This window comes from Acetilactobacillus jinshanensis, assembly GCF_004359375.1.
In the GTDB taxonomy this organism is placed as follows: Bacteria; Bacillota; Bacilli; order Lactobacillales; family Lactobacillaceae; genus Acetilactobacillus; species Acetilactobacillus jinshanensis.
This window is the reverse complement of sequence record NZ_CP034726.1, coordinates 490,685-514,491: the sequence shown is the minus strand read 5'-3', so window position 1 is coordinate 514,491 and position 23,807 is coordinate 490,685. Positions and strand designations below refer to the sequence as shown.

30 protein-coding genes, 1 tRNA gene, 1 pseudogene and 1 riboswitch are annotated in these 23,807 nt (G+C 38.2%); of the genes and pseudogenes, 20 read left to right on the top strand and 12 right to left on the bottom strand.

The window, feature by feature from the left end; translation table 11 throughout:
• Nucleotides 1-3: 3 nt before the first annotated feature.
• The 4 genes and pseudogenes from ELX58_RS02575 to ELX58_RS02560 all read left to right on the top strand — a co-directional run bounded on the left by ELX58_RS02575 (nt 4) and on the right by ELX58_RS02560 (nt 2,140).
• A pseudogene (locus tag ELX58_RS02575) lies at nt 4-568 on the top strand (DNA-3-methyladenine glycosylase I).
• Nucleotides 569-638: 70 nt separating this feature from the next.
• Nucleotides 639-1,091: a DUF805 domain-containing protein gene (locus ELX58_RS02570; protein WP_133441609.1), complete on the top strand. Its 453-nt coding sequence runs from the start codon at nt 639-641 to the stop codon at nt 1,089-1,091.
• A gap of 83 nt (nt 1,092-1,174) precedes the next feature.
• Nucleotides 1,175-1,813, top strand: coding sequence for an MgtC/SapB family protein (locus ELX58_RS02565; RefSeq protein ID WP_236747697.1), 639 nt, complete (start codon nt 1,175-1,177; stop codon nt 1,811-1,813).
• A 72-nt stretch (nt 1,814-1,885) separates the two neighbouring features.
• On the top strand, nt 1,886-2,140 hold the full coding sequence (locus ELX58_RS02560) for a hypothetical protein (RefSeq protein ID WP_133441607.1): 255 nt from the start codon (nt 1,886-1,888) through the stop codon (nt 2,138-2,140).
• On the opposite strand, the gene ELX58_RS02555 is transcribed toward ELX58_RS02560, so the two are convergent.
• Both ELX58_RS02555 and ELX58_RS02550 read right to left on the bottom strand, forming a co-directional pair.
• The gene (locus ELX58_RS02555) at nt 2,137-2,877 is read right to left on the bottom strand and encodes a C39 family peptidase (protein WP_133441606.1); all 741 of its coding nucleotides are present in this window, start codon (nt 2,875-2,877) and stop codon (nt 2,137-2,139) included. The genes ELX58_RS02560 and ELX58_RS02555 overlap by 4 nt on opposite strands.
• Before the next feature lie 34 nt (nt 2,878-2,911).
• Nucleotides 2,912-3,385 (bottom strand): CHAP domain-containing protein, encoded by a 474-nt coding sequence (locus tag ELX58_RS02550; protein ID WP_133441605.1) that lies wholly within the window; start codon nt 3,383-3,385, stop codon nt 2,912-2,914.
• A gap of 130 nt (nt 3,386-3,515) precedes the next feature.
• Nucleotides 3,516-3,692, top strand: a riboswitch (Lysine riboswitch).
• 143 nt (nt 3,693-3,835) lie between these two features.
• Between ELX58_RS02550 and yjeM the strand changes: the two genes are divergently transcribed.
• A complete protein-coding gene (gene yjeM, locus ELX58_RS02545) occupies nt 3,836-5,329 on the top strand; it encodes a glutamate/gamma-aminobutyrate family transporter YjeM (protein WP_133441604.1) in 1,494 nt (497 codons plus the stop codon).
• A gap of 78 nt (nt 5,330-5,407) precedes the next feature.
• Here yjeM and ELX58_RS02540 read toward each other — a convergent pair whose 3' ends face one another.
• The 3 genes from ELX58_RS02540 to ELX58_RS02530 are packed head-to-tail and all read right to left on the bottom strand — an operon-like array spanning nt 5,408 to nt 6,939.
• On the bottom strand, nt 5,408-6,319 hold the full coding sequence (locus ELX58_RS02540) for a DMT family transporter (protein ID WP_133441603.1): 912 nt from the start codon (nt 6,317-6,319) through the stop codon (nt 5,408-5,410).
• A 17-nt stretch (nt 6,320-6,336) separates the two neighbouring features.
• A complete protein-coding gene (locus tag ELX58_RS02535) occupies nt 6,337-6,618 on the bottom strand; it encodes a zinc-ribbon domain-containing protein (RefSeq protein ID WP_133441602.1) in 282 nt (93 codons plus the stop codon).
• A gap of 3 nt (nt 6,619-6,621) precedes the next feature.
• A complete protein-coding gene (locus ELX58_RS02530; RefSeq protein ID WP_133441601.1) occupies nt 6,622-6,939 on the bottom strand; it encodes a hypothetical protein in 318 nt (105 codons plus the stop codon).
• A 315-nt stretch (nt 6,940-7,254) separates the two neighbouring features.
• Here ELX58_RS02530 and ELX58_RS02525 point away from each other — a divergent pair, with 315 nt between their 5' ends.
• Nucleotides 7,255-8,424 (top strand): tyrosine-type recombinase/integrase, encoded by a 1,170-nt coding sequence (locus ELX58_RS02525; protein ID WP_133441600.1) that lies wholly within the window; start codon nt 7,255-7,257, stop codon nt 8,422-8,424.
• 17 nt (nt 8,425-8,441) lie between these two features.
• Nucleotides 8,442-8,738, top strand: a complete 297-nt coding sequence (locus tag ELX58_RS02520; protein ID WP_133441599.1) for a helix-turn-helix domain-containing protein — start codon at nt 8,442-8,444, stop codon at nt 8,736-8,738.
• A gap of 2 nt (nt 8,739-8,740) precedes the next feature.
• On the opposite strand, the gene ELX58_RS02515 is transcribed toward ELX58_RS02520, so the two are convergent.
• Complete coding sequence (locus tag ELX58_RS02515; protein ID WP_133441598.1) at nt 8,741-9,133, bottom strand: hypothetical protein; 393 nt, start codon at nt 9,131-9,133, stop codon at nt 8,741-8,743.
• A 96-nt stretch (nt 9,134-9,229) separates the two neighbouring features.
• Between ELX58_RS02515 and ELX58_RS02510 the strand changes: the two genes are divergently transcribed.
• The 3 genes from ELX58_RS02510 (at nt 9,230) to ELX58_RS02500 (ending at nt 10,776) form a co-directional block, all read left to right on the top strand.
• On the top strand, nt 9,230-9,490 hold the full coding sequence (locus tag ELX58_RS02510) for a hypothetical protein (protein ID WP_133441597.1): 261 nt from the start codon (nt 9,230-9,232) through the stop codon (nt 9,488-9,490).
• Between the two features lie 95 nt (nt 9,491-9,585).
• Nucleotides 9,586-10,299 (top strand): gamma-glutamyl-gamma-aminobutyrate hydrolase family protein, encoded by a 714-nt coding sequence (locus ELX58_RS02505; RefSeq protein WP_133441596.1) that lies wholly within the window; start codon nt 9,586-9,588, stop codon nt 10,297-10,299.
• A 69-nt stretch (nt 10,300-10,368) separates the two neighbouring features.
• Nucleotides 10,369-10,776, top strand: coding sequence for a hypothetical protein (locus ELX58_RS02500; protein WP_133441595.1), 408 nt, complete (start codon nt 10,369-10,371; stop codon nt 10,774-10,776).
• On the opposite strand, the gene ELX58_RS02495 is transcribed toward ELX58_RS02500, so the two are convergent.
• A complete protein-coding gene (locus tag ELX58_RS02495; RefSeq protein WP_133441594.1) occupies nt 10,777-11,106 on the bottom strand; it encodes a hypothetical protein in 330 nt (109 codons plus the stop codon).
• A gap of 53 nt (nt 11,107-11,159) precedes the next feature.
• Nucleotides 11,160-11,930 carry a Cof-type HAD-IIB family hydrolase gene (locus ELX58_RS02490; RefSeq protein WP_162614601.1) on the bottom strand — a complete coding sequence of 257 codons (771 nt, stop codon included), beginning with the start codon at nt 11,928-11,930 and terminating at the stop codon, nt 11,160-11,162.
• 145 nt (nt 11,931-12,075) lie between these two features.
• On the opposite strand from ELX58_RS02490, the gene ELX58_RS02485 reads away from it, so the two are divergent.
• From ELX58_RS02485 to ELX58_RS02460, 7 genes are all read left to right on the top strand, one after another.
• Nucleotides 12,076-12,163, top strand: a tRNA-Ser gene (locus ELX58_RS02485).
• Nucleotides 12,164-12,463: 300 nt separating this feature from the next.
• Nucleotides 12,464-12,703, top strand: a complete 240-nt coding sequence (locus tag ELX58_RS02480; RefSeq protein WP_133441592.1) for a hypothetical protein — start codon at nt 12,464-12,466, stop codon at nt 12,701-12,703.
• Nucleotides 12,704-12,715: 12 nt separating this feature from the next.
• Nucleotides 12,716-13,066 carry a hypothetical protein gene (locus ELX58_RS02475; protein WP_133441591.1) on the top strand — a complete coding sequence of 117 codons (351 nt, stop codon included), beginning with the start codon at nt 12,716-12,718 and terminating at the stop codon, nt 13,064-13,066.
• Nucleotides 13,067-13,078: 12 nt separating this feature from the next.
• On the top strand, nt 13,079-13,240 hold the full coding sequence (locus ELX58_RS07815) for a hypothetical protein (RefSeq protein ID WP_162614600.1): 162 nt from the start codon (nt 13,079-13,081) through the stop codon (nt 13,238-13,240).
• A gap of 97 nt (nt 13,241-13,337) precedes the next feature.
• Nucleotides 13,338-13,619: a hypothetical protein gene (locus ELX58_RS02470; RefSeq protein WP_133441590.1), complete on the top strand. Its 282-nt coding sequence runs from the start codon at nt 13,338-13,340 to the stop codon at nt 13,617-13,619.
• Nucleotides 13,620-14,140: 521 nt separating this feature from the next.
• Nucleotides 14,141-14,566: a hypothetical protein gene (locus ELX58_RS02465; protein WP_133441589.1), complete on the top strand. Its 426-nt coding sequence runs from the start codon at nt 14,141-14,143 to the stop codon at nt 14,564-14,566.
• 18 nt (nt 14,567-14,584) lie between these two features.
• Nucleotides 14,585-14,860, top strand: a complete 276-nt coding sequence (locus ELX58_RS02460) for a heavy metal-binding domain-containing protein (protein ID WP_133441588.1) — start codon at nt 14,585-14,587, stop codon at nt 14,858-14,860.
• Nucleotides 14,861-15,172: 312 nt separating this feature from the next.
• Here ELX58_RS02460 and msrA read toward each other — a convergent pair whose 3' ends face one another.
• The gene (msrA, locus tag ELX58_RS02455) at nt 15,173-15,709 is read right to left on the bottom strand and encodes a peptide-methionine (S)-S-oxide reductase MsrA (protein WP_133441587.1); all 537 of its coding nucleotides are present in this window, start codon (nt 15,707-15,709) and stop codon (nt 15,173-15,175) included.
• Between the two features lie 274 nt (nt 15,710-15,983).
• On the opposite strand from msrA, the gene ELX58_RS02450 reads away from it, so the two are divergent.
• The 3 genes from ELX58_RS02450 to ELX58_RS02440 all read left to right on the top strand — a co-directional run bounded on the left by ELX58_RS02450 (nt 15,984) and on the right by ELX58_RS02440 (nt 19,440).
• The gene (locus tag ELX58_RS02450) at nt 15,984-16,529 is read left to right on the top strand and encodes an RNase H family protein (protein WP_162614599.1); all 546 of its coding nucleotides are present in this window, start codon (nt 15,984-15,986) and stop codon (nt 16,527-16,529) included.
• 372 nt (nt 16,530-16,901) lie between these two features.
• Nucleotides 16,902-18,062, top strand: a complete 1,161-nt coding sequence (locus tag ELX58_RS02445; protein WP_133441585.1) for an aminotransferase class I/II-fold pyridoxal phosphate-dependent enzyme — start codon at nt 16,902-16,904, stop codon at nt 18,060-18,062.
• Nucleotides 18,063-18,096: 34 nt separating this feature from the next.
• Complete coding sequence (locus tag ELX58_RS02440; RefSeq protein WP_133441584.1) at nt 18,097-19,440, top strand: APC family permease; 1,344 nt, start codon at nt 18,097-18,099, stop codon at nt 19,438-19,440.
• 81 nt (nt 19,441-19,521) lie between these two features.
• Here ELX58_RS02440 and ELX58_RS02435 read toward each other — a convergent pair whose 3' ends face one another.
• From ELX58_RS02435 to parC, 3 genes are all read right to left on the bottom strand, one after another.
• Nucleotides 19,522-20,163: a hypothetical protein gene (locus tag ELX58_RS02435; RefSeq protein WP_133441583.1), complete on the bottom strand. Its 642-nt coding sequence runs from the start codon at nt 20,161-20,163 to the stop codon at nt 19,522-19,524.
• A 203-nt stretch (nt 20,164-20,366) separates the two neighbouring features.
• Entirely contained in the window at nt 20,367-21,305 is a 939-nt protein-coding gene (locus tag ELX58_RS02430; RefSeq protein WP_133441582.1) for a manganese-dependent inorganic pyrophosphatase, read from the bottom strand.
• A gap of 67 nt (nt 21,306-21,372) precedes the next feature.
• Nucleotides 21,373-23,805 carry a DNA topoisomerase IV subunit A gene (parC, locus tag ELX58_RS02425; protein WP_133441581.1) on the bottom strand — a complete coding sequence of 811 codons (2,433 nt, stop codon included), beginning with the start codon at nt 23,803-23,805 and terminating at the stop codon, nt 21,373-21,375.
• Nucleotides 23,806-23,807 lie beyond the last annotated feature (2 nt).

Here is a 23,807-nt window from a genome sequence, read left to right as displayed (position 1 = left end):
TTGATGTCAACTAGACTTAACCGATGTGCATGGGCAAACGTTAATGATCCATTGATGCGACATTATCACGATCATGAATGGGGACATCCGTTGCATGACAACCGAAAGCTATTTGAATTATTGTCATTGGAAATCATGCAAGCGGGCTTGAGCTGGCGAACCGTTTTACATAAACGGCCGGCGTTTGAAGTTGCCTTTCATAATTTTGACTATCAGAAAGTTATGAAAATGACTCCAGAGTTACCTAAATTACTTAATAATCCCAAAATTATTCGTAACCAGATGAAGTTAAAAGCAATTATTAATAACGCCAAAGTAGTTAATCGATTAAATCAACGATCCATTGACTTAAATCATTACTTATGGCGTTTTGTAAATAATCGACCGGTCATTAATCATTATCAAAATCATGCGGAAGTCCCAACCCAGACCGCACTTTCTAAAAAAAATCAGCAAAACCATGAAACGAGACGGTTTTAAATTTACCGGTCCCGTCATCATTTATGCATTTATGGAAGCTAGCGGAATGGTGAACGACCACACGATGGACTGCTTTTTAAGGAACTGATTTGAAAATTGATTTTGGATAATCTAATCTAAAGTTATTGATGTTAAAGGTTAAAGGATGATAATTACTAATGAGTACAAGACACGTAAATTTATTTAAAGCATATCAATTATTCTGGAAAAATTACTTTAATTTTAAAGGTAACAGTAGTCGAACCGAATACTGGTGGCCATTTATGTGGAACTGGTTAATTCGATTTGTATTTCTAATCTGGGCATTAGTGGGACATCTAAAGGGTGAACCGCACGTTGAATTAACTGGATTGGTATTATTACTGGCCTACTGTTTAGTAGCTCTAATCCCGTGTATCAGTATTACGATTCGTCGATACCGCAACGCCGGGATTAGTGTTTACTGGATTTTCTTAACTTATGTCGCACCGTGGGTTCTACAAGCCATCGTTCATGAATCGGTTGGTAAGACTTGGCCACGGATCATCATCGAAAACACCAGTGCGTTTCTTGAATTTATCTGTTTCATCTGTGCCATTGTTTTGGCATTATTTCCTACGAAGCATGATTAATTTATAAAACGTAAAAGTGAACGGGGAGTGATAATATTTCAGCGTCAACTGAAATTGAATGGATTGTCCGTCTGCTAGTCGCATTGCTATGTGGTGGTGCAATTGGTTATGAACGTTCTCGACAATTCAAGAGTGCCGGAATTAGAACCCATATTGTAGTGGCTGTCGGTGCCGCGCTAACAACACTAGTTTCTAAGTACGGCTTTTATGATGTCTTAGCTATGCATAACATCAGCCTTGATCCATCACGTATTGCCGCGCAGATCATCAGTGGTGTTGGATTCCTGGGTGCCGGAATGATTTTAACCGGCCATACGAAAGTCAGTGGCTTAACCACCGCCGCCGGTATCTGGGGTACTGCTGCTATTGGTATGACCGTTGGTGCCGGGATGTACATCATTGCGATTGCCGCAACGATCATCATCGTAACGATTCAGTTTATGTTCCATGATGACTCAATCGCTGAATGGCTAGTTAACAACGTCAGTATTAAAATGCAGATTAGAGCCGTTAATAAATCTGATTCGCTAGATCACATCAAACGGATCCTTAAGAATAATCACATTGTTCATCCGCAGTTAGAAGTAACGGCCATTAACGAAAAACATATGCTAATCCAGGCCGAAGGAATGATGAATCATCGTAAAACTTCAGTTACCAAAATTATCTTGGATTTAAACCGTTGTAAAGCCGTCGTTCGGGCTCGTCTAAGCAGAAGATAACTTAAAGATAAAAATAAAGGACTTAATTTATAAATTAAGTCCTTTATTTTTTATGTAAAGAAGGTTACTAATATGGAATACGTTAATTTAACTAATCACAACCGTGACTTACAAGCTCATCCCATTGCAAACCGAATTAATGAAATCATGCACGATGGCTCAGATAATTCATGTATCAATTACTTAGATCAAAAAACGCTATTAAATCGTCTTGGCCATATAAAAGCAAATCAATTTAATAACGCCATTCATTATCTCGTTAAACACAAGTACCTCGAAGTCCAAACCAATCATGGTCTAACTTTCTATAGTTTAGGATCTCGTTAATGATAACTAATCGTTCGCATGCCATCTTTACTTCGACGTTTACGAATAAACGATAATGAACGTTTAATTCGGGCGTTTGCCCACGGGTCATTTAAAAACAGGTGATGTTTATCGTATCCATAAACCGTTAAGGCGTGCGTTGGAAAGCCATCGATGTCAGTCATCCAGATGACAACGGGATGATTACGATCAATTTGCTTTTTAATATCAGTAATTGTGCATCCCGTCATGTTCCATGCTTTATCATGGGTATATTGATTTACAACGCTCATCAAGCCACCAGGATATACACACCAACCACTGGTCTTATAAGGGCTACCGACAAAACCTCTATTAGGGTTAGTACTCCTTGGCATTTCACGAACTAATTTCATCTTATCTAATTTTTTACCAGTTGCATATTGAAGCATCATGGTGGCGGCAACTAATTCACATCCCGTGGGTAATTCCGGGCGTTGGCAAATTAGTGGGACACCTTTAAACCAGCGAACATCGTGATCAAGACCATCATAATTAATCCAGCCAGAAATCTTACCATCAATTTTAGCCCAAGTTTGATGAGTAGATTTAACCATCTTAGTAACATGGACGATTTGATTACGATATTGGTGTTGAGTGGCAATTACTTTACCTGAAGCACTCTGTTTTGGATAGGTTGCATAAATGGGTGTACCGACATGCTTACCCGAATTAGCAATTACCGTATAAAAATCAGTTAGCTTTGAATTAATAGTCATTATTTCACACCTTTATTATATTTTTATAAATTAATTAAGGCTTAGTTGGGTGATAGAACCGAGTTTTACCGCCAGCTAAATCAGCAAAGCTAGGCCCAAATTCTTTGACGTTAACGTTCTTAAGATCATGATAAACACTTTCCTGAAGAACCTTAGTATGTTTCCCGTACTTTTTCCAAGGCTGTAATAAAAAGGCGGTGTGACCATTCGAATTATATCCATCACCCTTATTAACGATAACGACATCACCAACCGTTGCTTCATCGGGTTTAATTCGCTTTAAACCTGGTTCAGCATCCATAGTGGGTGTACTGGCTTGATGAACTTTATAACCATCATGTGCTAAGACACCTAATACGAAGGCACTGCAGTCACCTGATGCTGGTTTCTTTCCAGCCTTCAATTTATGATAACAATCAGCGTGTCCAGCCATGCTATAAGGGATGTTGCCAACCCATTTTTTAGCATATGACAAATATTTTTTTGTATCAGGACTTAATTTACTCATAGTAATTGCTCCTTTAAACGAACATTAGTTAAATTTACGTATAATTTAACTATATAAAGTTAAACATTGATAGTCAATATCAATAAATTGGTTTGACAAAAATACCATAAAGTTATAATATATTTAATATAAAAATCAAAGAGGTTGCAACTGACAAGAGTAGGTTAATTGAACTACTACTTTAGTGAAGAAGTTAGCTGAAAGGGAAAGTTGCCGAGGTGCTAGTAAAAGTGGTTACTGGTGATCTGGGGCGTGATTCAATAGATCGCGAACTGTCGTAGATAAACTGCGGAGAGCTTTGAACGTTGGACTATATGTTAAGTAGGTAAAATTGATGCCATCGTTTTAAGCTATCTTAAAATGATGGCTTTTTAGTATATAATTCAACAAATAAATGATTTGTGTCTCTAACCTCTTTGAATTAATAAAAGTTGGAGGCTTCATTTTATTATGTCAAAAGATGGCAACATTTCTTTGACTAGCTTAGTTCTAATGATTCTTGCTACCGCATTTGGCTTTGTTAATACCGCTACGGCATATGAACAAATGGGCTACGCTAGTATTATTTGGTATTTAGTTGGTGCGTTCTGTTTCTTCATCCCAACATCATTTATGTTTGCTGAATATGGTTCTGCTTTAAGTGATAAAAGTGGTGGAATCTATTCTTGGATTAAAGTGTCAATCGGTGAACGTTGGGCATTTATTGGAACGTTTATTTGGCTATTAGCTTGGATCATTACCAATATTTTCTGGATTCCCAATAGCTGGATTTCCTGGTCTGCTATGATCTTTGGGAAAGATACCACTCAACAATGGAGTATTTTGGGACTAGATAGCACCGAAACTTTAGGTATCTTATCCATTATTTTTCTAATCTTTGCTACATGGTTAGCAATTAAAGGTTTAAAGTCAATTACATGGATTGCTTCCATCGGTGGCTTTATGGCAACTTTATTAGTGGTAATCTTTTGTACTTTATCAATCATTTTGATTTTTACTAACCATGGCCATTTAGCTCAACCAATCACGGGTTTCAAGAGTTTTATCGTTCCACCGAATCCACAGTTTAGACACACCGCTTCAATGATTTCGTTCGTTGTATACGCGATCTTTGCTTACGCTGGAATTGAATCATTATGCGGTGTTATTAATCATTTAAAGAACCCTAAGAAGACTTTCCCGCGTGCAGTTATGATCTCCATGGTCATCATGGTTGTTCTATATACAGCATCTATTCTTCTCTGTGGTGTAAGTATCAATTGGGCTCACATTATGGGTCGCAAGTCAGTTACTTTAGGTAACGTTATGTATGTTTTAATGGCCAACGTTGGCTTCGCTTTAGGTCGTAGTTTAAACTGGGCTCCTGGAACCACATTAGCCTTTGGTCATTTCTTAGTTCGTTTTGAAGCTTTTGCTACCTTAGCTGGTGGAATTGGTGGTTTCTTCGTTCTACTTTATTCACCAATCAAATCATTTATGTTTGGGTCATCAACTAAATTATGGCCTAAGTGGGCATTGCATCTTAATAAGCATGGGATGCCAAACCATGTTATGTGGATTCAGACGGCTTTAATGAGTGTTGTACTATTCTTCACTTCATTTGGTGGCTCAAGCGCTAAGATGTTCTATCAGATTTTGACAGATATGAATAATGTATCCACGACGTTGCAATACGTATTAATTGTTTTTGCATTCCCATTCTTTAAGAAGATTATTAACATGAACCGACCATTTGAAATTTATCACAGTAAGAGGGTCATTTGGTCATCAACCGTTATGGTCTTGATTGTCTTAATCTTTGGAATTGTCTTTAACTTTATCCAGCCATTATTGACACACGACTATATTGATGACTTCTGGACATTCATCGGACCCGTATTATTCGGTGGGTGTGCTTGGATCTTCTATGATTATGATCTCAAGAAGCATCGTGTTGAAGATTAACGTTAATAAATCTGAATAAACTAAAAGGCTCTTCACAGATATTATGTGTGAAGAGCCTTTATTTTACTCAGATCAATTTTAAAATAATTTAATCAATATTACTCCGCATATCATAATCACGAGGCCTAGATACTGACGCCAGCCGATTTCTCGTTTTGGCGTCCCAATCAGGCCGAACTTATCGATTACGACGCTACCGGCAACATTACCTAAAATCGTTAAGACGATCGTGGTTCCAGCACCAATAATCGGTGCCAAGCTAAGGTTACAGAAAGCGTAGGTAGCACCAAGCGGACCGCCAATCCAGATCCACCAGCGAGTGCCGTAGCCAACAGCTCTTAGATAATGACCAAAGTCATGTTCAAAGATACCCACGGCCAAAACTAAAATAATGGATCCACTGGTGAATGAATAGACTCCGGCACTAATCGGTGCGTGAATCGTCCGACCTAAGGCGCCGTTTGATGACGTCTGAATAGCTAACGCAAAACCAGCAATAATTCCTAGTAATTGCCACGGAATTGGGTTACCTTTCCGAATTTTATCTTCACTTTTCTGGTAAATTACGGCTAAGACTCCACTTAGCAATAACAGAACTCCGAATAAACGAACGATGTTAAAATGGTTGACCGGTAGATTAAACCAACCGAAGTTATCAATACTCATGCTCATGATGATCTGGCCGATTAGCGGCATAATGATCGTTTGGACAGCACCTAAGTGCGGCAACAATAAAACGTTAATCGTAAAGGCAATGGCACCCATTAAACCACCAAGGCCTAACCACCAGTGATCATCATCAAAAACAGATAACGATGGTAATAATTCCTGACCAAACAGGCAAGCGATGACCATTAAAAATAGCATCCCAGTCACCATCGATGCCGTAGATGCTAAATAGGGCGAACCCACTTTAAACCGCAACTTTGAATTGATCGATGTCTGAATCGGTAATAGTAAGCCCGCACCGATTCCAATCAAAAATATCATGATCGAGCTTCCTTTACTTATTGATTTTTCAGCATGTCATACCCGCAGTAGTTACAATACCGGTTGGTGCCACTAATTTTATGATGACATTTTGGGCACGTCTGGGTATCCCTCATGGTCGGAAAGCTGTGCTTACCAGCATCCACCACGGCGCAACGAGCGTGCTTCATAAAGTTCAATCCGCAGTGATAACAATACCTTTCGTGAACAGGTACGATGTAATGACAGCTGGGGCAGACTTTACCCAACGTTAATTTCTTAACGTTCGTGACGTTTTTTAAGTTCGGATTTAATTTCATCGATTAAGCCTTCTTGCTTAATAATTTAGCGATGACGTTTCTCAAATCAGCTGGAGTTGATAAATCACGGCCGTTTTGACGCAATAATTGCCACTTCTGGTTCTGATACAAATATACATACGGAATCGGGTACTGATTAAGAAATGACTTCAAATCTGTAAACGCTATGGATAATCGTTGTTTACTTAGATCCCTTGAAAACGAGATCGTGCAGTCCTGGATTTCACCAGTTAAGTGTTTCTTCGGTTTAGTCGGTAGTTTCTGAAATTTAGGATTATTCTCGAAATCACGACCGTATTTTAAAGCACGGGGTGCCTGCAAGTAATGGGCTACTGACAGGCAGTCACCCAACTGACTCAGTTTTTCAACTTTAGCTGAATTTGCATAGTAACCCAGTAAAATGATTCCAAGATTAATTAATTCCGGTATTGAGCAGCGTGTTTCACGATGATCAATGCTTTGGGCTTCAACTTAGTTATGTCTTGGGTTAATAATTCGTTTAATTTCATAAATGTCACTTTCTGATGTAAAAAGGTTATTCAGCTACATTTTATAAGATAATTCCGTCATTTAAAAATTGGTTTCGTCGTTATGATAAAATGAAAATAGATTAATTTTGGTTTTGAAGGTTTTCGCATGGCAAAAACGTATCATTTAAAAAGCTATCCGCACATCTTTTATGTCCATAAGAACGGGCATAAACGCTTTGGATTTCGCTATACTTACATTGATAGTAGTCATAAACGCCACGAGATCTCACGGCGTAATTTTGGTTCGGTTCAGGAAGCTAACCTGGAGTTAGACCAAGTTCGTCGTCAAGTCATGAAAGGTAACGCTAATTCGCTGAAGTTTATTAATCTAACAATCAGCGAATGGGTTCATAGCTTTATTGAAGCTAACCGTTCCCGGTGGAAGGTATCAACTTACCACACGTATCTATATACGTTTCGTAATTTCATTATCCCGACCATTGGCAACGTGAAAGTCCAGCAGATCAACAAAAATATTTACCAACGGTTATGCATCAATAAGCTAATCGATAAGGGGTTGAAGCACAGCAGTATCGTTAACGTTCATCACCGCATGATTACGTTAATGAATTCAGCGGTCGATAACGACATCGTCAGCCGGAATAAACTGAGCGGAACCAAGATTCCCACTATCACTGGTAAGCTAAAAAAGCGGTTGATGACGGCTGATGAACTGGCTAAGTTTAATCGTCAACTAAAACATGAACCAATTCTGTACCAGACGATTTTTCATGTTCTGGAAGACACCGGGATGCGTGAGGGTGAACTCTTAGGTCTAACGTGGCAGGATATTATCCTAACTAAATTACGGATTCATATTAATCATACCCGTGACAACAACGGTTTACGGACACCAAAGACACCGCACAGCCGTAGAAGTATCGGAATCTCAAAGCAATTAGCTCAATTATTAATCAAATACCAGACTTGGCAAGTTAAACTTTTTAAGCACCTGGAACAGCCATGGAACGAAAAGACGTTTGTTTTCACGACGCATAAGGGTGTTCCCATGTCGAATACCACCATTTCCAGAAATTTATCAAAGATTTTAAAGCAAGCTGGGCTTGGTTACTTAAGCGGTCATTTTACGGCCCATACGTTTAGACATATGTTCGCCAGTTATCTATTGAATAACGGGATGCCATTAACCGAGGTGTCACATGCGTTAGGCCATGCCAACCCGCAGATTACGTTGGCAATTTACACTCAGCGTAATCCAGCTAGTAATAAGAATCTCGGTAGTAAAATTGAACAAATTTATCATAATAAGAAGTAAGCAAAGGAGCTTATATCATGAAATTTAGTGATTTACTTAATAAAAACACCGTCAACAACATGAAGAACAAATCCGTCAAACACGCTAAGCATCAAGCTAAACATGCCCAGGGCGCTCGTTCTAAATTAGCTGACCGTCGAATGGCCAACATGTGGACATTATATGAAGCCGCTAAGGAATGCGGCGTCACCCAGGGTGTAATTCACCGTTGGGAAACGACAGGAACGACGCCAAACGATACCATGTATTCCATTAAAAAGTACGCTAAGGTCTTAAAGATGAACGTCGACGACCTATTAAAGATTTTAAAGTAAACTCAGTAAACGTACTTAAAGGTCATTCCGGTGTCACACAGCTTTCTAATGAAATGAATGTAATCCATAACTGCTGAATTGAGTTCCTTTTTAGTGGGATGCTTAGTGAATATTAAGTTAGCTAAGTCAGTTCCGCTAAGGATTTGGAGATTATTATGCTGAGTAATGGCGTATTTATTTAAGCCATGCCGATAAACGGGTGGATTAATCCGGCTTCGGGTCTGACTGATCGATTTAAAGATCTCGCCATTATCGTGAAAAAGGACGTAAGTCGGCTTGGTAACTCGTGTTAAAACCAGGCAGTTATCAGGAAAACCGTATCGTTTCGGCACCGCGACATGAAGGTTAACCCGGTTGTGATAAAAACTATTTCCATAAGTTCGAATTTTTAACAAAGTTTGGCCCCTTTAAATATTTTATTAATCAGGTGTGAATTATATAATTTTGGCTTATAATTGTAAATGAAATAAGCAAGCAGGAGGCGCTTGAGTATGTTCATGTTAGCTGTGGCTAAAGTTCCAGCTTTATTTGGTAAATGGCTTCCATTTATGGAAGGTTTAACTCCTGGAGTCAGCGTCAGCGTTATTTTAGGTTTCTTTATCTTCGCTGCTGGTTTCGTCATGACCTTAATTTCAACCTTAAAGGTTCAATGGGGTTGGAGCAAATCCGGAGAAGGTAAATTTATCATTTCTGGTGTTGCATTACTAGTACTTAGCTTCTTAGTAATCGGAATCAGTTCCGGAGTTTGCTAAGATATTACTAACCGATAATTTAATTAAGGAGGGAATGTTATAGAATATTCTCTCTTTAATTTTAGCTGAAAGAACATTATTAAGGAGAGTCTTAATTGAAAATTGGCGTTACGATGTACGAGACTTCATTCCCGACATCGAAGACTAATATTCGCATTCCGCATTATGGCGCTTACCCGTTAACCGATGCTTTGATTTATAATCATGTCACACCATTATTATTGCCATCGGTAATTAATCCATCCCAACGCTTAATTAAGCAGATGGTGAGCCAGTTTAACGGTTTAATTTTAGGCGGCGGTGACGACATCGATCCCGGTACCTATGGCGAACCAGCCATCATGCCGGAATTAACGTATCCAGAACGTGACCAGTTTGAACTAGCAATCATTCACGAGACGATCCATGAACGTAAACCGATCCTGGGTGTTTGCCGGGGCAGTCAAATGATTAATGTCGCTTTAGGCGGTAAATTATACCAAAACATCTATACCCAAATTACTGATCGTCAGTTAATCGATCATGAAGGCAGTTTTCATTCGGTGACCATTAGTCCAAAAAGTCGCCTTTATCGTGTCTTAGGTCCTAAACAGATCGTCAACTCACGTCATCACCAAGCAATTAAGACGCTTGGTCATAATTTAAAAGTTGTTGCCAGGGCCAGTGATCAGATCATCGAAGGCATCGAAAATCATGACGCTTCAATCCAGGGTGTTCAATGGCATCCTGAAAACCTCTGGCAGTCTAAACTCGCTCAGAATAACTTATTCAAGGACTTCTTTAAGCGGGTTAAAACGAGAATGCAGTAAAAAGACTTGCTTTTAACAATATTTTACTTATCATTGTAGTTATCTATAATGATTTGAGGAGGCAATATTATGAAAACGCTATACAAGATCATTTTCGATCAACTATCGACCTTTAAAAAGAAGCCCATTAACGAACAGACCATCATTCAGATTTATTGGTTAACTAACATGGCTTGTAAGATCGTTTATATCGATAATCATTACCACTTAGGTGAAGCTAAACAGCTTGATTATTTCGTTAAGATTTACAACAGTATCATCACGTCTAAAGTTGTTGATCTCCAGAATTACATCGCATACAAAAATAGCTTCCGAACGGAAAATTCCACGTCCGGAAGCTTTATCAATAGTACGACGTTTGATATTAACACGATTAATACCATCCGTGGTGTCTTTCAAGTTTATTACCAGCAGACCGGTAATAAATTAAAGGTCGTTAACATTCCGAAGATTAGCATCAACGGGATGTCAATCTAATTAGAGTATAAAAAGTAAGAAAAAGATTAAAGCGATTAGGCCGATTACTAAAATTATGGGTAGGATAAATCCAATAAATAAGAACAGGAATACACATACTGCGATAAAAACAATCAAGCCTAAAACGAATAATCCGATCATTGCCAACACATCCTCGAAGTAATTGCTGAACCGCATTAAATGCATCCAGCGGAATGGAAATTCAAACGTAAACACTTGATGACCAATCTGCCACCGAATGGTCTGAGGGTGCTTAAATTGGTAAGCACGTAAGATTATTAAACCAATTACGATGACTAATAACACCGCAATCGTTATTGTAAGTCCCATCTAAATCAATCCTTTTAATGATGACTAATTAATTTAGTCATTTTTATTTTACTTTATTTTACTAAGCCAAAATGAGCTAAGCCTTTAAAGATTCCGCCACGGTCATTCGTATCGGTAACGAATTCACTACGTTCCTTACATGGCTTTAAACCTTCGCCCATGGCAATCGGGTGATCGACCTGATCGAACATCTGAACATCGTTTAAACCGTCACCAAAGGCATAGGTTGGAATCCCTGCAATATGTAACTTTTTAAGTAAGATCTTAATCCCAAGCTGCTTACTGACACCAGCCTTAGTAACGTCTAAGCATTTGGTACTGTTACAAACGATCGTTAACTGATTCTTAAACTGGTTGACGTAATAGTACCCATGATTAGTTGTGAACAGATTAATAAAGTTAATCGGGTGGGTTCGGTAGAAATCAGGTCGAACCGTTGGATTAACACTGTGGTGTAAATAGGCGGCATGCGTTAACGGATTAGCTCGGTTTAATACGATATGATCACGAGTCTGAAAGGCTAAGGCCTTACCGTTTTGACCCGAGAGTTTGATTAAGCGTTCAATTATGTCGGTCGGAATTGGGATAATATTCAATGGTTCATTCTTATACTGAATATAACTTCCGTTGGCACAAATGGCCGTGTGAATCTGGGTCTTAGTCATGATTGATCTGATCATTAATAGGCTTCTGCCAGTTGAAATAACGGGCAGGATATGATTAGCCCTTAATTCCTGTAAAGCCTTTAAACTACTGCGTTGAACTCGTTTATAAGAATCCAATAGGGTTCCATCTAAATCAAAAAATACGACTGCTCGATACATAGATTTATTCATTCCTTTAATTAATAACTACGTAAAAGGTAACCCGGAAACTCAGTCAAAGTCAAGAAATTTTTGGCAACCCCTAGACAAATCCCAGAATAACGTATTAAAATAATAAGTGTCGAGTGATATAAATATCAATTATGGAGAGTTACTCAAGTGGCTGAAGAGGCGCCCTTGCTAAGGGTGTAGGTCATCAATTTGGCGCGAGGGTTCGAATCCCTCACTCTCCATCGACCCACCAAAAAGTCATCTTTAGTTAGATGGCTTTTTTTAGTGTCGTAATTACAATCTTTTGTAATTAAAAAGGGATTAGTTTATCATAATAACTGAAACAGTAGAAAGCCATACCATAATAGATTTTATTGTACGCATTTTATGTAGATACAATATAGGTAGAGTTTTGTCATCTTATAGATATTGACAAAAATTTATTTAATAGAACACTTATGGCAGTTTCGGGCCAATGTAATTCGCATTGGTCTCTTTTGTTATCCGTTAGATTATCGAAAATGAAAAGGTTGGATATTATTATGCAAAAAGAAATTCATATTAATTCACACATTTTTAGCCGGAATTTAGCTGCTAAGTTATCTGAAAATGACTACGTAATTTTTAACTTATTAAACGTAAAAGGACAACCAACGTTTGAAGTCACTAAAACCAATAGCGATGTCTTAAAGAATTTCTGTAAAGATCATGGTACTAAATTCGATATCAGTAAGCAGCGAATTATTAACATTAATGACCAGTTCAATTTAGTTTTCGACTAAAAGAGGGATCAAATGCCAAATCGCGCTTTTCGATTATTATTAAGTTTGAGCAGTGTGTACCTTTGCTGCGTAACGTTATTCAATATCTATGTCGGCAGTTTTAGTAATTCGATTAATATTTCTTTATTATCAACGGGATTATTGACAGCACTTCAATTACTTAATTTATTATTAATGTACAAGTATAACGCTAAATTATTGAAATTATCTCTTGTGGGCGAAGGTTTATTAATTATCAGTTCCATCTGGACCATGATCGTATTCCCATATTTGTTGGGACAGTTAATTTTTGGTTTAGTAATTACGTTATTAACGAGTGGTCTGATTTACGTCGCCAATAAAGATCTAGCAAAAAATAATTAAGGATGATTATAAATGTCGAAAATTTTATGGTGGACCAGTACGATTTTCTGGATTATTATGTTTATTATTGGTTTTTCATTCTTCAGTAATCATTTATTAAGAATTGGCTTGATTATTTTATTAATTATTATTGCTGGATTACAAATTACGTTATTCAAAGCTATTCATCAGTAATCTTTTTATTTTGTAATTAGAAATATGACTGAGTAGCAATTAAAATTTTGCTGCAATATATAACGGATTACAAGTTAAGATCAGAAAGGTCAAAAATATGGATGATTTAAGCGAATTCCAAAAAAGCTTGGTCGATAATAGCATCGAACAAGTTAAAGAAGTTATCGATAATGATTATTCAATCGGTAAAATGCATAACGCATTAGCTAGCTTGCATGAAGAATTAACAATTTTACCAAAGTATCATAAATACGCCGTTGATAAAATTCATCAAGTTGCTCAGCATTACCGAAATTTAGATAAAGAATATTATCGTCGGTTTAAGAAAATGGATCCGAAGTTTATTGAAATTACGCTAAATCTGGGTAATTTTAAATGATTCAATGTGTAAATAATGCACATAACTCAATAGGTTATGTGCATTAGTAGTAGTATTGCCATTATATAGGCATTTATAGCGTATATCTATTTATGGTACACCACATTTACACCACAGATTAGCAATTACTTGAAAACGTAACGTTGCTTAGTATAAATTTATGAAATAATTAAATTTTTAGAATTGATTTTATGTTTATTATCAAATATCGACAAAATCCAATCCAATATCATAATTTAGATTCCACTGAAATCAATCATGCTAAAAAACAAATTATTAAAAGTTTGCACAATATTAATTATAGAATAATTTGTCTTCGTAAACATCGATCATGCCATCTTAATGTTGATAAAAATTACCGACGAATAATCCGTGGCTTAAGTTATATTTATGGATTTAAACCTAGATCATTTATCAATGATAATTTTGTTACACGTAATCATCATACATATCTAAAAGCAACTCATAAATTATTAACGATTGCATCCTGGCTTCAAGTCATTCATGAAATATCCGTTCAATTGAAACGAATCTGGTCAGTTGATGATCTTAAACAAATTCATGCAATATATCATGGATTTGTATTTATAAGTGGAATTCACGTTAAGAATAATTATCAGCTTGTTGATCACGCTCGAAAACGATTAGCACAACTTGGCAATAATCAACGTTATCAATTTATTGGTGATTACGCTCGATTTGGTCGTAAAAGTAATGGCCAACTATCATTATTACTAAAACACATTACATATCGTGGTAAGGAAATTACTGGTCATTTATGGTTCAGTTATACGCAAGGCTTTCGTAAACTTGGTCATCTAAAAGATCATCAAAAAATTAAATTCGAAGCTCGTGTCAAAAAATATCATAAAGGATACGTACCAACCGATTTTGTTAAACACTATGATTACAAACTTAGTTATCCTAGCAAGATTGCTAAGGTCTAATTTATTGGAGGTTTCATTATGAAGGTTCTCAATAACAATCTACCTAAACAGGCATACAAGATTCTAGGTCACGTTAAAGGCGCTAAGTCTGGTAAATTAAGCGATGCTTATAGAATCGCTAAAAATGAAATGATGCAGCAAGCTAAAGATATGCACGCTGACGCCCTGCTTGGTGTTCGCTATTCACAGACACCTACAGATAAGAATCAATGCGCAACTGTAACCACTTCTGGTGTTGCCATTAAGATTACCAATCAAAAATACGTTGACGAACTTTTTAAAGGTGTTTGTTAAATATCAGAAAAATAATTTATAATTAATTATTTATTCAGTTTATAAAAAAGATACCCTAAATATTACGTTTAGAGTATCTTTTTAATTTTAAGGATAGATGTTATTAGTTTATTAATTATTGAGATCTTATTTACACTCAACATTTGATATACAATTGTTATTATATTCTTAATCTTAATTATGTCAACTTATTATCAAATTAATTTGAATATGTTTCTATATCTATAGAATATCACTTAAATTAGCCACGTTAGTTACTTTTGTTAATATATAACTGTATATTTATCGCTATAGAACGCTCTTTAGCAAAAATTATTTATTCTGGTTATGCTTCCAGTATTTATCAATAAACTGTTTACGGCCGCCTAATTCTTCCATTGCATCCCTAAGCGGATTCTTCTTGTAGAATTCCTGATGATAATCTTCGGCAGGATAAAACGGCTTAGCAGGTTTAATCTGGGTTACGATCGGTTTATCAAATAACGGACTAGCCTGTAACTTGGCTTTGGACGCTTCAGCAACCTTTTTCTGTTCAGGACTATTAACGTAAATTACCGGGCGGTAGCTACTGCCACGATCCTGAAACTGGCCTGAAGCGTCAGTTGGATCGGTCTGCTGCCAGTAAATCTGGACTAATTTATGGTATGAAATCTTACTGGGATCATAAGTAATCTTAACGGCTTCAGTATGTCCCGTTTTACCTGAACAAACCTGTTCATAGGTTGGATTCGGAACGTGACCACCGGTATATCCAGAGACCACCTTCTCAATTCCTGGAATGGTATCAAATGGTTTAACCATGCACCAGAAACAGCCACCAGCAAAAATAGCGGTATCAAACTTTGCCATGCTATCACCTTTCCCTTTACATTAAATCAGCAACATATCTTACACGATATATTTTAATCAGATTAATCAAGTTTGCAAGTTACATCACAATAATTTAGACGTGCGTTACTCGCATTCTATATAATAAACGTGGAGGTGTAATTACATGGCTCCCTATTTCGCAGTTAGGTCAGGTTCAGTGATTAAAATTGATCGGACATCATCCCTCCCGAATCATCTATACCCTGAGTCTCAGCTTCATTATTTTAAGACCTATCAAAGTGCATATCGTTATGTGTTTCGTCCCACCTTTGCGACCTTATCAGAACGACGCTTGATTAAACACCATCGCCTTAACTTGGTTGTATATACCGACGGTGGTCAACGGAACTCTAACGACGGCGCTTGGGCATACAGTATTAACGATGCCAGTCATCAATTAGCATTCAATTCAGCCTACTTTAACACCAAAAATAATAACTACTGCGAATTAGAAGCCGTGATTCAGGTCTTAAAATTCTTGATTAATCATCGGATGTATAATCACAAAATTAGGCTAAACACTGATTCAGTATCGGTTAAAAGCATTACCCATAACGTCAGGCACAGTATCTCCATTCAATCGATCGCCCGAAATACTGACTGGAAGATCGGTCAGCTTAGAGTCCTTAAGCAATACTTACATCGCTTTACTAATCTCCACATTCGACAAATTAAAGGCCATTCTGGAATCCTCGGTAACCAACTGGTTCACGAACTCTGCAGTAAGGCGATGTGCTTCCGATATAAAGATAGTTATGATCCCTTCAAGATTAATCCAAAAGATTTAAAGTACCGATAATTTCACCTAAATCAGCACATTCTTTAGGAAATTTCCAAAATAATTTTATATTTATTGGCACAACCTATTTACAAGTCGTTAATTATGTTTATAATTTTTAGGTGAAAGGAAGTTAATGATGGTTAACATGTATTGCGTAGAACACGTGAATATTCAGGCGGCTGCGCTAGCTATTGCGGCAAATAGCTATCGTATGCCTGTGCGAATATCTTAATCATCATTGATGATATCCACACGGGAATTATTAACTGTGTGGATTAATCCAATTAGACTCGAAAATTAAATCGGTAGCCAAATCCTCACGGTTAATAATTAATCGTGAGGATTTTTTAATGCCAATTATTCTATAAAAATGAAAAGGGATTGATATTTATGGATTTATCTAATCGTATGAACACATACGTTAATCAAAAATGGCCTTTAGGCATTTATAGTTTTAACGATGACATTGCTAACATCCCGGACGTCGTTAAATTAACCGTTGGCGAACCGGGTTTTCATACTCCCGCTCATATCAAAGAAGCTGCGATTAAAGCGATTCAAAATGACGACAGCCATTACACTAACCCGCGTGGCCTATTGTCCCTTCGAATCAACGCGAGCAAATTCTTCAAATCTCACTATGGATTAAACTACGATCCAAAATCGGAAATGCTCGTTACGACCGGTGTCAGTGAAGGCCTAGGTTCTGTCTTAGCCGCCATTATCAACCCTGGAGATGAGGTTATCATCCCAACCCCAATTTATCCATTCTATATCCCGAACGTATTAATCCACGACGCTAAACCCATCTTTATCAATACCGATAGTACTAACTTTAAATTATCACCGAAAGTGTTAGCTAAGACTTTAAAGACACATCCTAAAGTTAAGGCCGTCATTCTTAACGACCCTAATAACCCCACTGGAGTCGTTTACTCGAAAGCAGAACTCCAGCAGTTAGCAGACGTTATCAAACAGTACCCAATTTTCTGTCTATCCGACGAAATCTACAGTGAATTAACCTATGGATGCAAACATTATTCCATGGGCACAATGATTCCAGATCAAGTCATCATGTTCAACGGTGCATCCAAGACTTTTGCCATGACTGGTTGGCGGATCGGCCTCGTTTGTGGCCCTAAGAAAATTATTGATAAGATTAATAAGGTCCACACCATCACCATTACAGCCGCTACGACCTGTTCCCAGTACGCCACTAACGAAGCCTTTAAGAACGGTGCTGATGACGCTCTACCAATGAAAAGAGCTTATCGACATAACAGCCAGGTCCTATGTCACGGCTTAGATAAACTCGGCTTTAAATGCCCAAAACCCGAAGGTGCATTCTATACCTTTGCTAAATTACCGAAAAAGTATCAGAATGATAGTGTCGGATTTGCTTTTACACTAGCTAAAAAGGCCCACGTCGGCGTCGTTCCCGGAAGCGTCTTTGGCCCCGGTGGCGAAGGCTACGTAAGGGTTAGTTATGCTGCTAGTCTAAGTGATATTAAGGAAGCTTTAAAACGGATCCGACAATTTATGCAAAAATAACTAATTAATCATTTTAATACGAGGTAATTTTCAGATGCATAATGATCGGAAAAAATTAACGTTGCTGGGTCTCTTTGCTTTGGCAATTTCAGGGATGGCACCCACAGATTCACTAGCCTACACCACTGCGGCCACGACTAAATTTGCTGGGTACAACATCCCCGTTTCTTTTCTATTGGGCGGTTTAGGTATCCTCTGTGTTGCTGTTTGTTTTGCGGCAATGGCGAAATACATTGCCGGTGCCGGATCCGTGTACGCCTACAACCGAAAAGCGTTCGGTGAAAAAGGTGGCTTCATCACCGGCTGGATCCTGATCCTGGCGTACGTGGCAATCATGCCGGCCCATGCCGGACTAGTCGGGAATTTCGCAAACGTCTTTCTAAAGCATTTCGGGCTTCACATCTCAAACCGGATTTTACCATTCATCCTAATCCTAATTATTTGGATTATTTTAAGTCTGGGAATCCGGTTCACCAGTAAAATTGCGCTAGTGACAGAATTAGTATCGTTACTAATCCTATTAATTCTATCGGTTACAATCTTCGTTAAGGTTAGTGCCGCTGGTAATTTAACGTTAAAACCGTTTATGCCGAAGCATAATAATTGGAGCGGGATTGGCCAAGGAACCGTCTTTGCGGTCCTGTCCTATTCTGGATTTGAAGAAATCTGTTCAGTATCCGAAAAGTCCAACGTGCCGAAGAAGACCATTCCAAAGGCTTTATTATGGACGGTCGTTCTAGCACCAATCTTCTTTGTCTTCGTTACCTTTATCCAGGTCAACGGTTTTGGTTTAGGCAACATGAGTGAATTTGCTAATTCGGCATCCCCGTTAGATGCCCTATCCGTTAAATATCTGGGCCAGCCGATGGCAATGGTCATGGACTTTGCAATCCTATTGAGTGCCTTTTCAGCATTTCTAGGCTGTGGTAACGCTTGTGCCTATATGCTATACGCTTATAGTGAACAGCATTATTTACCGCATCAGTTAAGTAAGCTTAGCCATAAATTTAACGGTCCTGAAAATGCGTTTACCTTTACCGCGATTTTGACGGCCGTAATCTACGCAATCTTTGGTTTGCCGTATGGCTACCGAACGGTTTACATCAATGCGTCGACATTAGGAACGTTAGGCATGTTGATTACATACATTATGATCTGTATTGGTTGCTCAACGTTCTTTGCTAAAAACAAAAAGTACAGCCATTCCGCTTTTCACATGATTATCGGAATCCTTGGGGCTTTGATTTTAGTCTTTCCGTTTATCAGTAACGTTTATCCAATCCCTAAGTTCCCGGCTAATCTATATCCATACTTGATCGTTGCTTGGATTATCATCGGCTTTGTAATGCAGCACCATAGTCAAAAGGCAATTCGATAGTTATATCTTTAGATAATAAAAAACACTCGATAATAATTAGATTTTATAATCTAACTATTATCAGGTGTTTTAATTTTGGGCTTAATTTAATTTATTAACTAGTTTATCGAGACGCTGGAAGTTCTTCATCTGGAAATGTTTAGCTTGCCATACTTTAGGCACTTTAAACTTCATCTTTTGCTGATCGTTAACGTTCATGACCAGTTTCTGATTTGACGGGTCACCCTGTAAATCAGCTTTCTTAATCTTCGATTTTGGAATGAAGCGATTATGATGGGTAAAGTGGAAGTTATAATCGTTAAAGTCGTACTGACCGTTTTCTTTATAAATGGCCTGACGAACGAATTCTACGACACCCATAATCAATAGTCCACTGTCTTCAAACGACAGAATGTATTCATTCTTTTGTGGAATGGTCGTATCATTTTCAGACTGGTAAACATTCTTCAACGGGTCTGGTAAATGATCATACTGAAGATCCGGGTTCCGTTTCGAAGCGTGAACGATGTTCTTTTCGTTAAATGGAAAGCCCATTGCGTATTTGTAACGGGCAATGTATCTAGCACCCATTCGTGATTGTAATTCCGGTTTCACTGGTAACTTGGCGTCCAAACGATAACCTAAATTATCATTCGAATTAGTTTTCCCGTGCAGCTGATACCCACAATTCGGGCAATAAACATCGTGACCAAAGATAACATTATAGCAATTAGGACAAATCATGGGAATCCCCCTCCTTAAACACTTAAACATTAGTAACGTGTATTCATTTATCAGTGAACACAACTCTTTATCTTAATCATTCCTCATGCTTCATTATGTGGATATTTCAGAAAATTATGGTTCATTTATCAGGTAAAACAAAAAGACATGATTCTGAATAATCATCAGAACCATGCCTTAAATTAATGGTTAATAAATTTAAATTACTTATCGAAAGCTTTGTTTAACGGTGGTACGACCTGCTTCTTACGGGATACAACACCAGGTAAGTTAACGGAACCATCAGCACCTAAAGGCTTACCAAAGGCGGTGTCCATAACGCTGACGTCACCAGTAGCAATTAACGTGGAATTGGTGTCTAAAACGTTGGTAACCATAACTAAGAATAAGTCATAGCCTTTAGCTTTAGATTCGTCTTCCATAGCCTTCTTGACTTCGGATTCACGCTTCATAACGTCATCTAAGTCAACCACGTTGATCTGGTCAATGCGAACGTGCTTGCCATTCATAACGTATGACTTGGCATCATTATCGATTAAGTGCTTAGCACTCTTACCGGCAACGTTGGTACCAGCCTTTAATTCTTTAATACCATAAGTCTTGTAATCAACGCCACAAATCTTTGATAATTCCTTAATGGCTTTGACATCATACTTAGTGGTGGTTGGTGACTTTAAGAGTAAAGTATCAGAAATGATAGCTGACATCATTAAACCAGCTAACTGTTTAGGAATTTCAACGTTATGATGATGGAACATAACGGTTAAAATCGTGCTGGTACAACCCCAAGGACGAGCCGTGTAATAAATTGGGGCTAAAGTGTCAAAGTTAGCGATCCGGTGATGGTCAACTACGTGAGTAACGGTAACCTTCTTGATGTCTGGAATCGTCTGCTGAGGTTCGTTATGGTCAACTAACATAACCTTTTTAACTTCTGGATAAGCGTGGGTAATTACACGTGGTGCCTTATGGTTAAAATACTTTAATACCCAGCTAGTTTCTTCATTTGGATGACCTTGGGCAACGGCTTCAGTGTTATAACCTAACTTATTCATTAAGTATGAGTAAGCAATTGCAGAATCAATGGCATCCGTATCTGGATTACGGTGACCAAAGACTAATTGTTTATCTTTATCAATCATATAAAATTCCTCTTTCGCATAGGTTTTCTATCTGTACATTTTATCATGCTTCAAAAACATTGTGAACTTAATACATCATGAGAATTGGCGTACCCTCTTGAGCGGTCTTAACCACAAACTCACCATTTGAGGTCAAGTTGTTCATCGGGTAATCACTTGGTACGATGACGTGTTTGCGACGGTGATCCGTATAAATCTTAATTGGTTGATCCGGATTATCTGGGTTTAATTTGATAAAGTCGGCCAGGTAATGCGGATTACTCTTTAATTTCTTAAGGACACGGGTTCCACGACGGTCACGACTGGTAACCGGGATTTCATTAACGGGTTGCTTCTTAAAGGCGCCACGCTGGGTAATCATCCCTAAAATATCGTTATCATTAACCAACTGAACGTTGACGACCCGATCGTGATCCTTAAGATTTATTCCGCGAACACCGGCACTTCGTTGACCACTGACCGAGACCTGAGCTAAATCAAATCGATCGGCATAGCCAAATTTCGAGATCATCATGACAGTACATTTCGGCAAGTCATCAGGTAAGTAACTAACGTTAACAACTCTCGATAACGGTGTCTTGAGATTAACGACTGGTGATGCATGACGACGGTAATTACGGCCTGGTTTCAAAGTCTTAAAGAGACTGCGTTTGATGTAACCATCACTGGTGGCAATCATAAACATCCCGTTGGCCTTTAATGACTTGAACGGATAAATCGCAATGATGTGTTCATCTAAGTCAAGACCAATCGCCTGTGAAATGTGCTGTCCAGTATCCTGCCAACGAGCGTTCGTAATTTCATTGACCGGTCGATAGATCATGTGGCCTTTATTAGTGAACATCAATAAATGATTACGCGTATTCAGTTGCTTTTCGAAAATTGGGTAATCACCCGGCTTTAAACCGTTCTTGTTTTTCGGTGAAGCTTTATAGGAACGTAAGCTGGTTCGCTTTAAGTAGCCATCGTGACTAACTAATACCACAACGTCTTCGTTTGGCACGGTAACTTTTTGAGAAATGTGTAAATTCTGAATATGCTGCTGGATTGTCGTTCGACGTGGTGAATTAAATTCTTTCTTAATGCCTAATAATTCATGCTTTAAAACGGCATCCAATTTCTTATGACTATCCAAAATGGAATGGAAGTAATTGATGTTATGAGTTAATTCCTTATTTTCGTTGTTTAGTGCCGTTACGTCAGTATTAGTTAAACGGTATAACTGTAAAGCAACGATTGAATCGGCTTGGCGCTGAGTAAAACGAAAGGCTTTCTGTAAATTACGGCTAGCGTCAGCACGGTTTTTACTAGCACGAATCGTCTGAATGACCTGACTTAAAATCGACATGGCTTTAATCAAGCCCTTGACGATCTCTTGACGTTGACGAGCCTTCTGCAGATCAAAATTAGTTCGACGGTAAATAACCTGGCGCTGGAATTCCAAGTAAGAATTCAGAATGGTCTTTAACGGTAAGCGCTTTGGTTCCATGTGATCAATCGCAACCACGTTAAAGTGATAAGCAATCTGGAGATCCGTATTCTTATAAAGATAATTCAAGATCCCTTTAGCATCGGCATTCCGTTTTAATTCGATCACGATCGTCAAACCACTGCGGTCGGTTTCATCACGGACTTCAGCAATTCCGTTAATCCGTTTATCTAAACGAATAGCGTCAATCTGTTTAACCATCTGCATCTTGTTAACGCCGAACGGAATTTCAGTAATCTTTAATTCTTTTCGACCGCCACGAACTGGCACGATTTTAACTCGAGAACGAACAATAATCCGGCCTCGACCAGTCTGATAAGCCTTCTTGATTTCATTTAAGCCCTGAATAATTCCACCGGTTGGGAAATCAGGCCCCTTAATGAAGTGCATTAATTCGTCTAAAGTGGCGTCGGGATGACTCTGGAGATAAATAATGGCGTCGATGACTTCACCTAAATTATGCGGCGGAATCTGGGTAGCGTAACCGGAAGAAATCCCACTTGCACCGTTAACTAGTAAATTAGGGAAACGGGATGGTAAAACGGTTGGTTCGTATTCAGTATCATCAAAATTTAGAACCCAACTGACGGTATCCTTGTTGATGTCACGAAGCATCTGACCAGCAATCTTACTGGTACGAGATTCGGTATATCGCATGGCGGCAGCTGGATCACCATCCATTGAACCGTTATTACCATGAAGTTCAATTAACGGTTCACGCATCTTCCAGTCCTGGCTCATATGGATTAAGGCTTCGTAAATGGAACTATCACCATGGGGATGGAAATTACCCATAACGTTACCAACGGCCTTGGCAGACTTTCTGAAGGCTTTATCATAGGTGTTACCATCCTTGTTCATAGCATACAGGATTCTTCGTTGAACCGGCTTTAAACCGTCTCGAACGTCCGGAAGCGCACGCTGCTGAATGATCGATTTAGAATAGCGGCTAAACCGTTCACTCATCACGGTTTCCAGATTTAAACGTTTAATCTTTTGTTTATCTTTCAAGC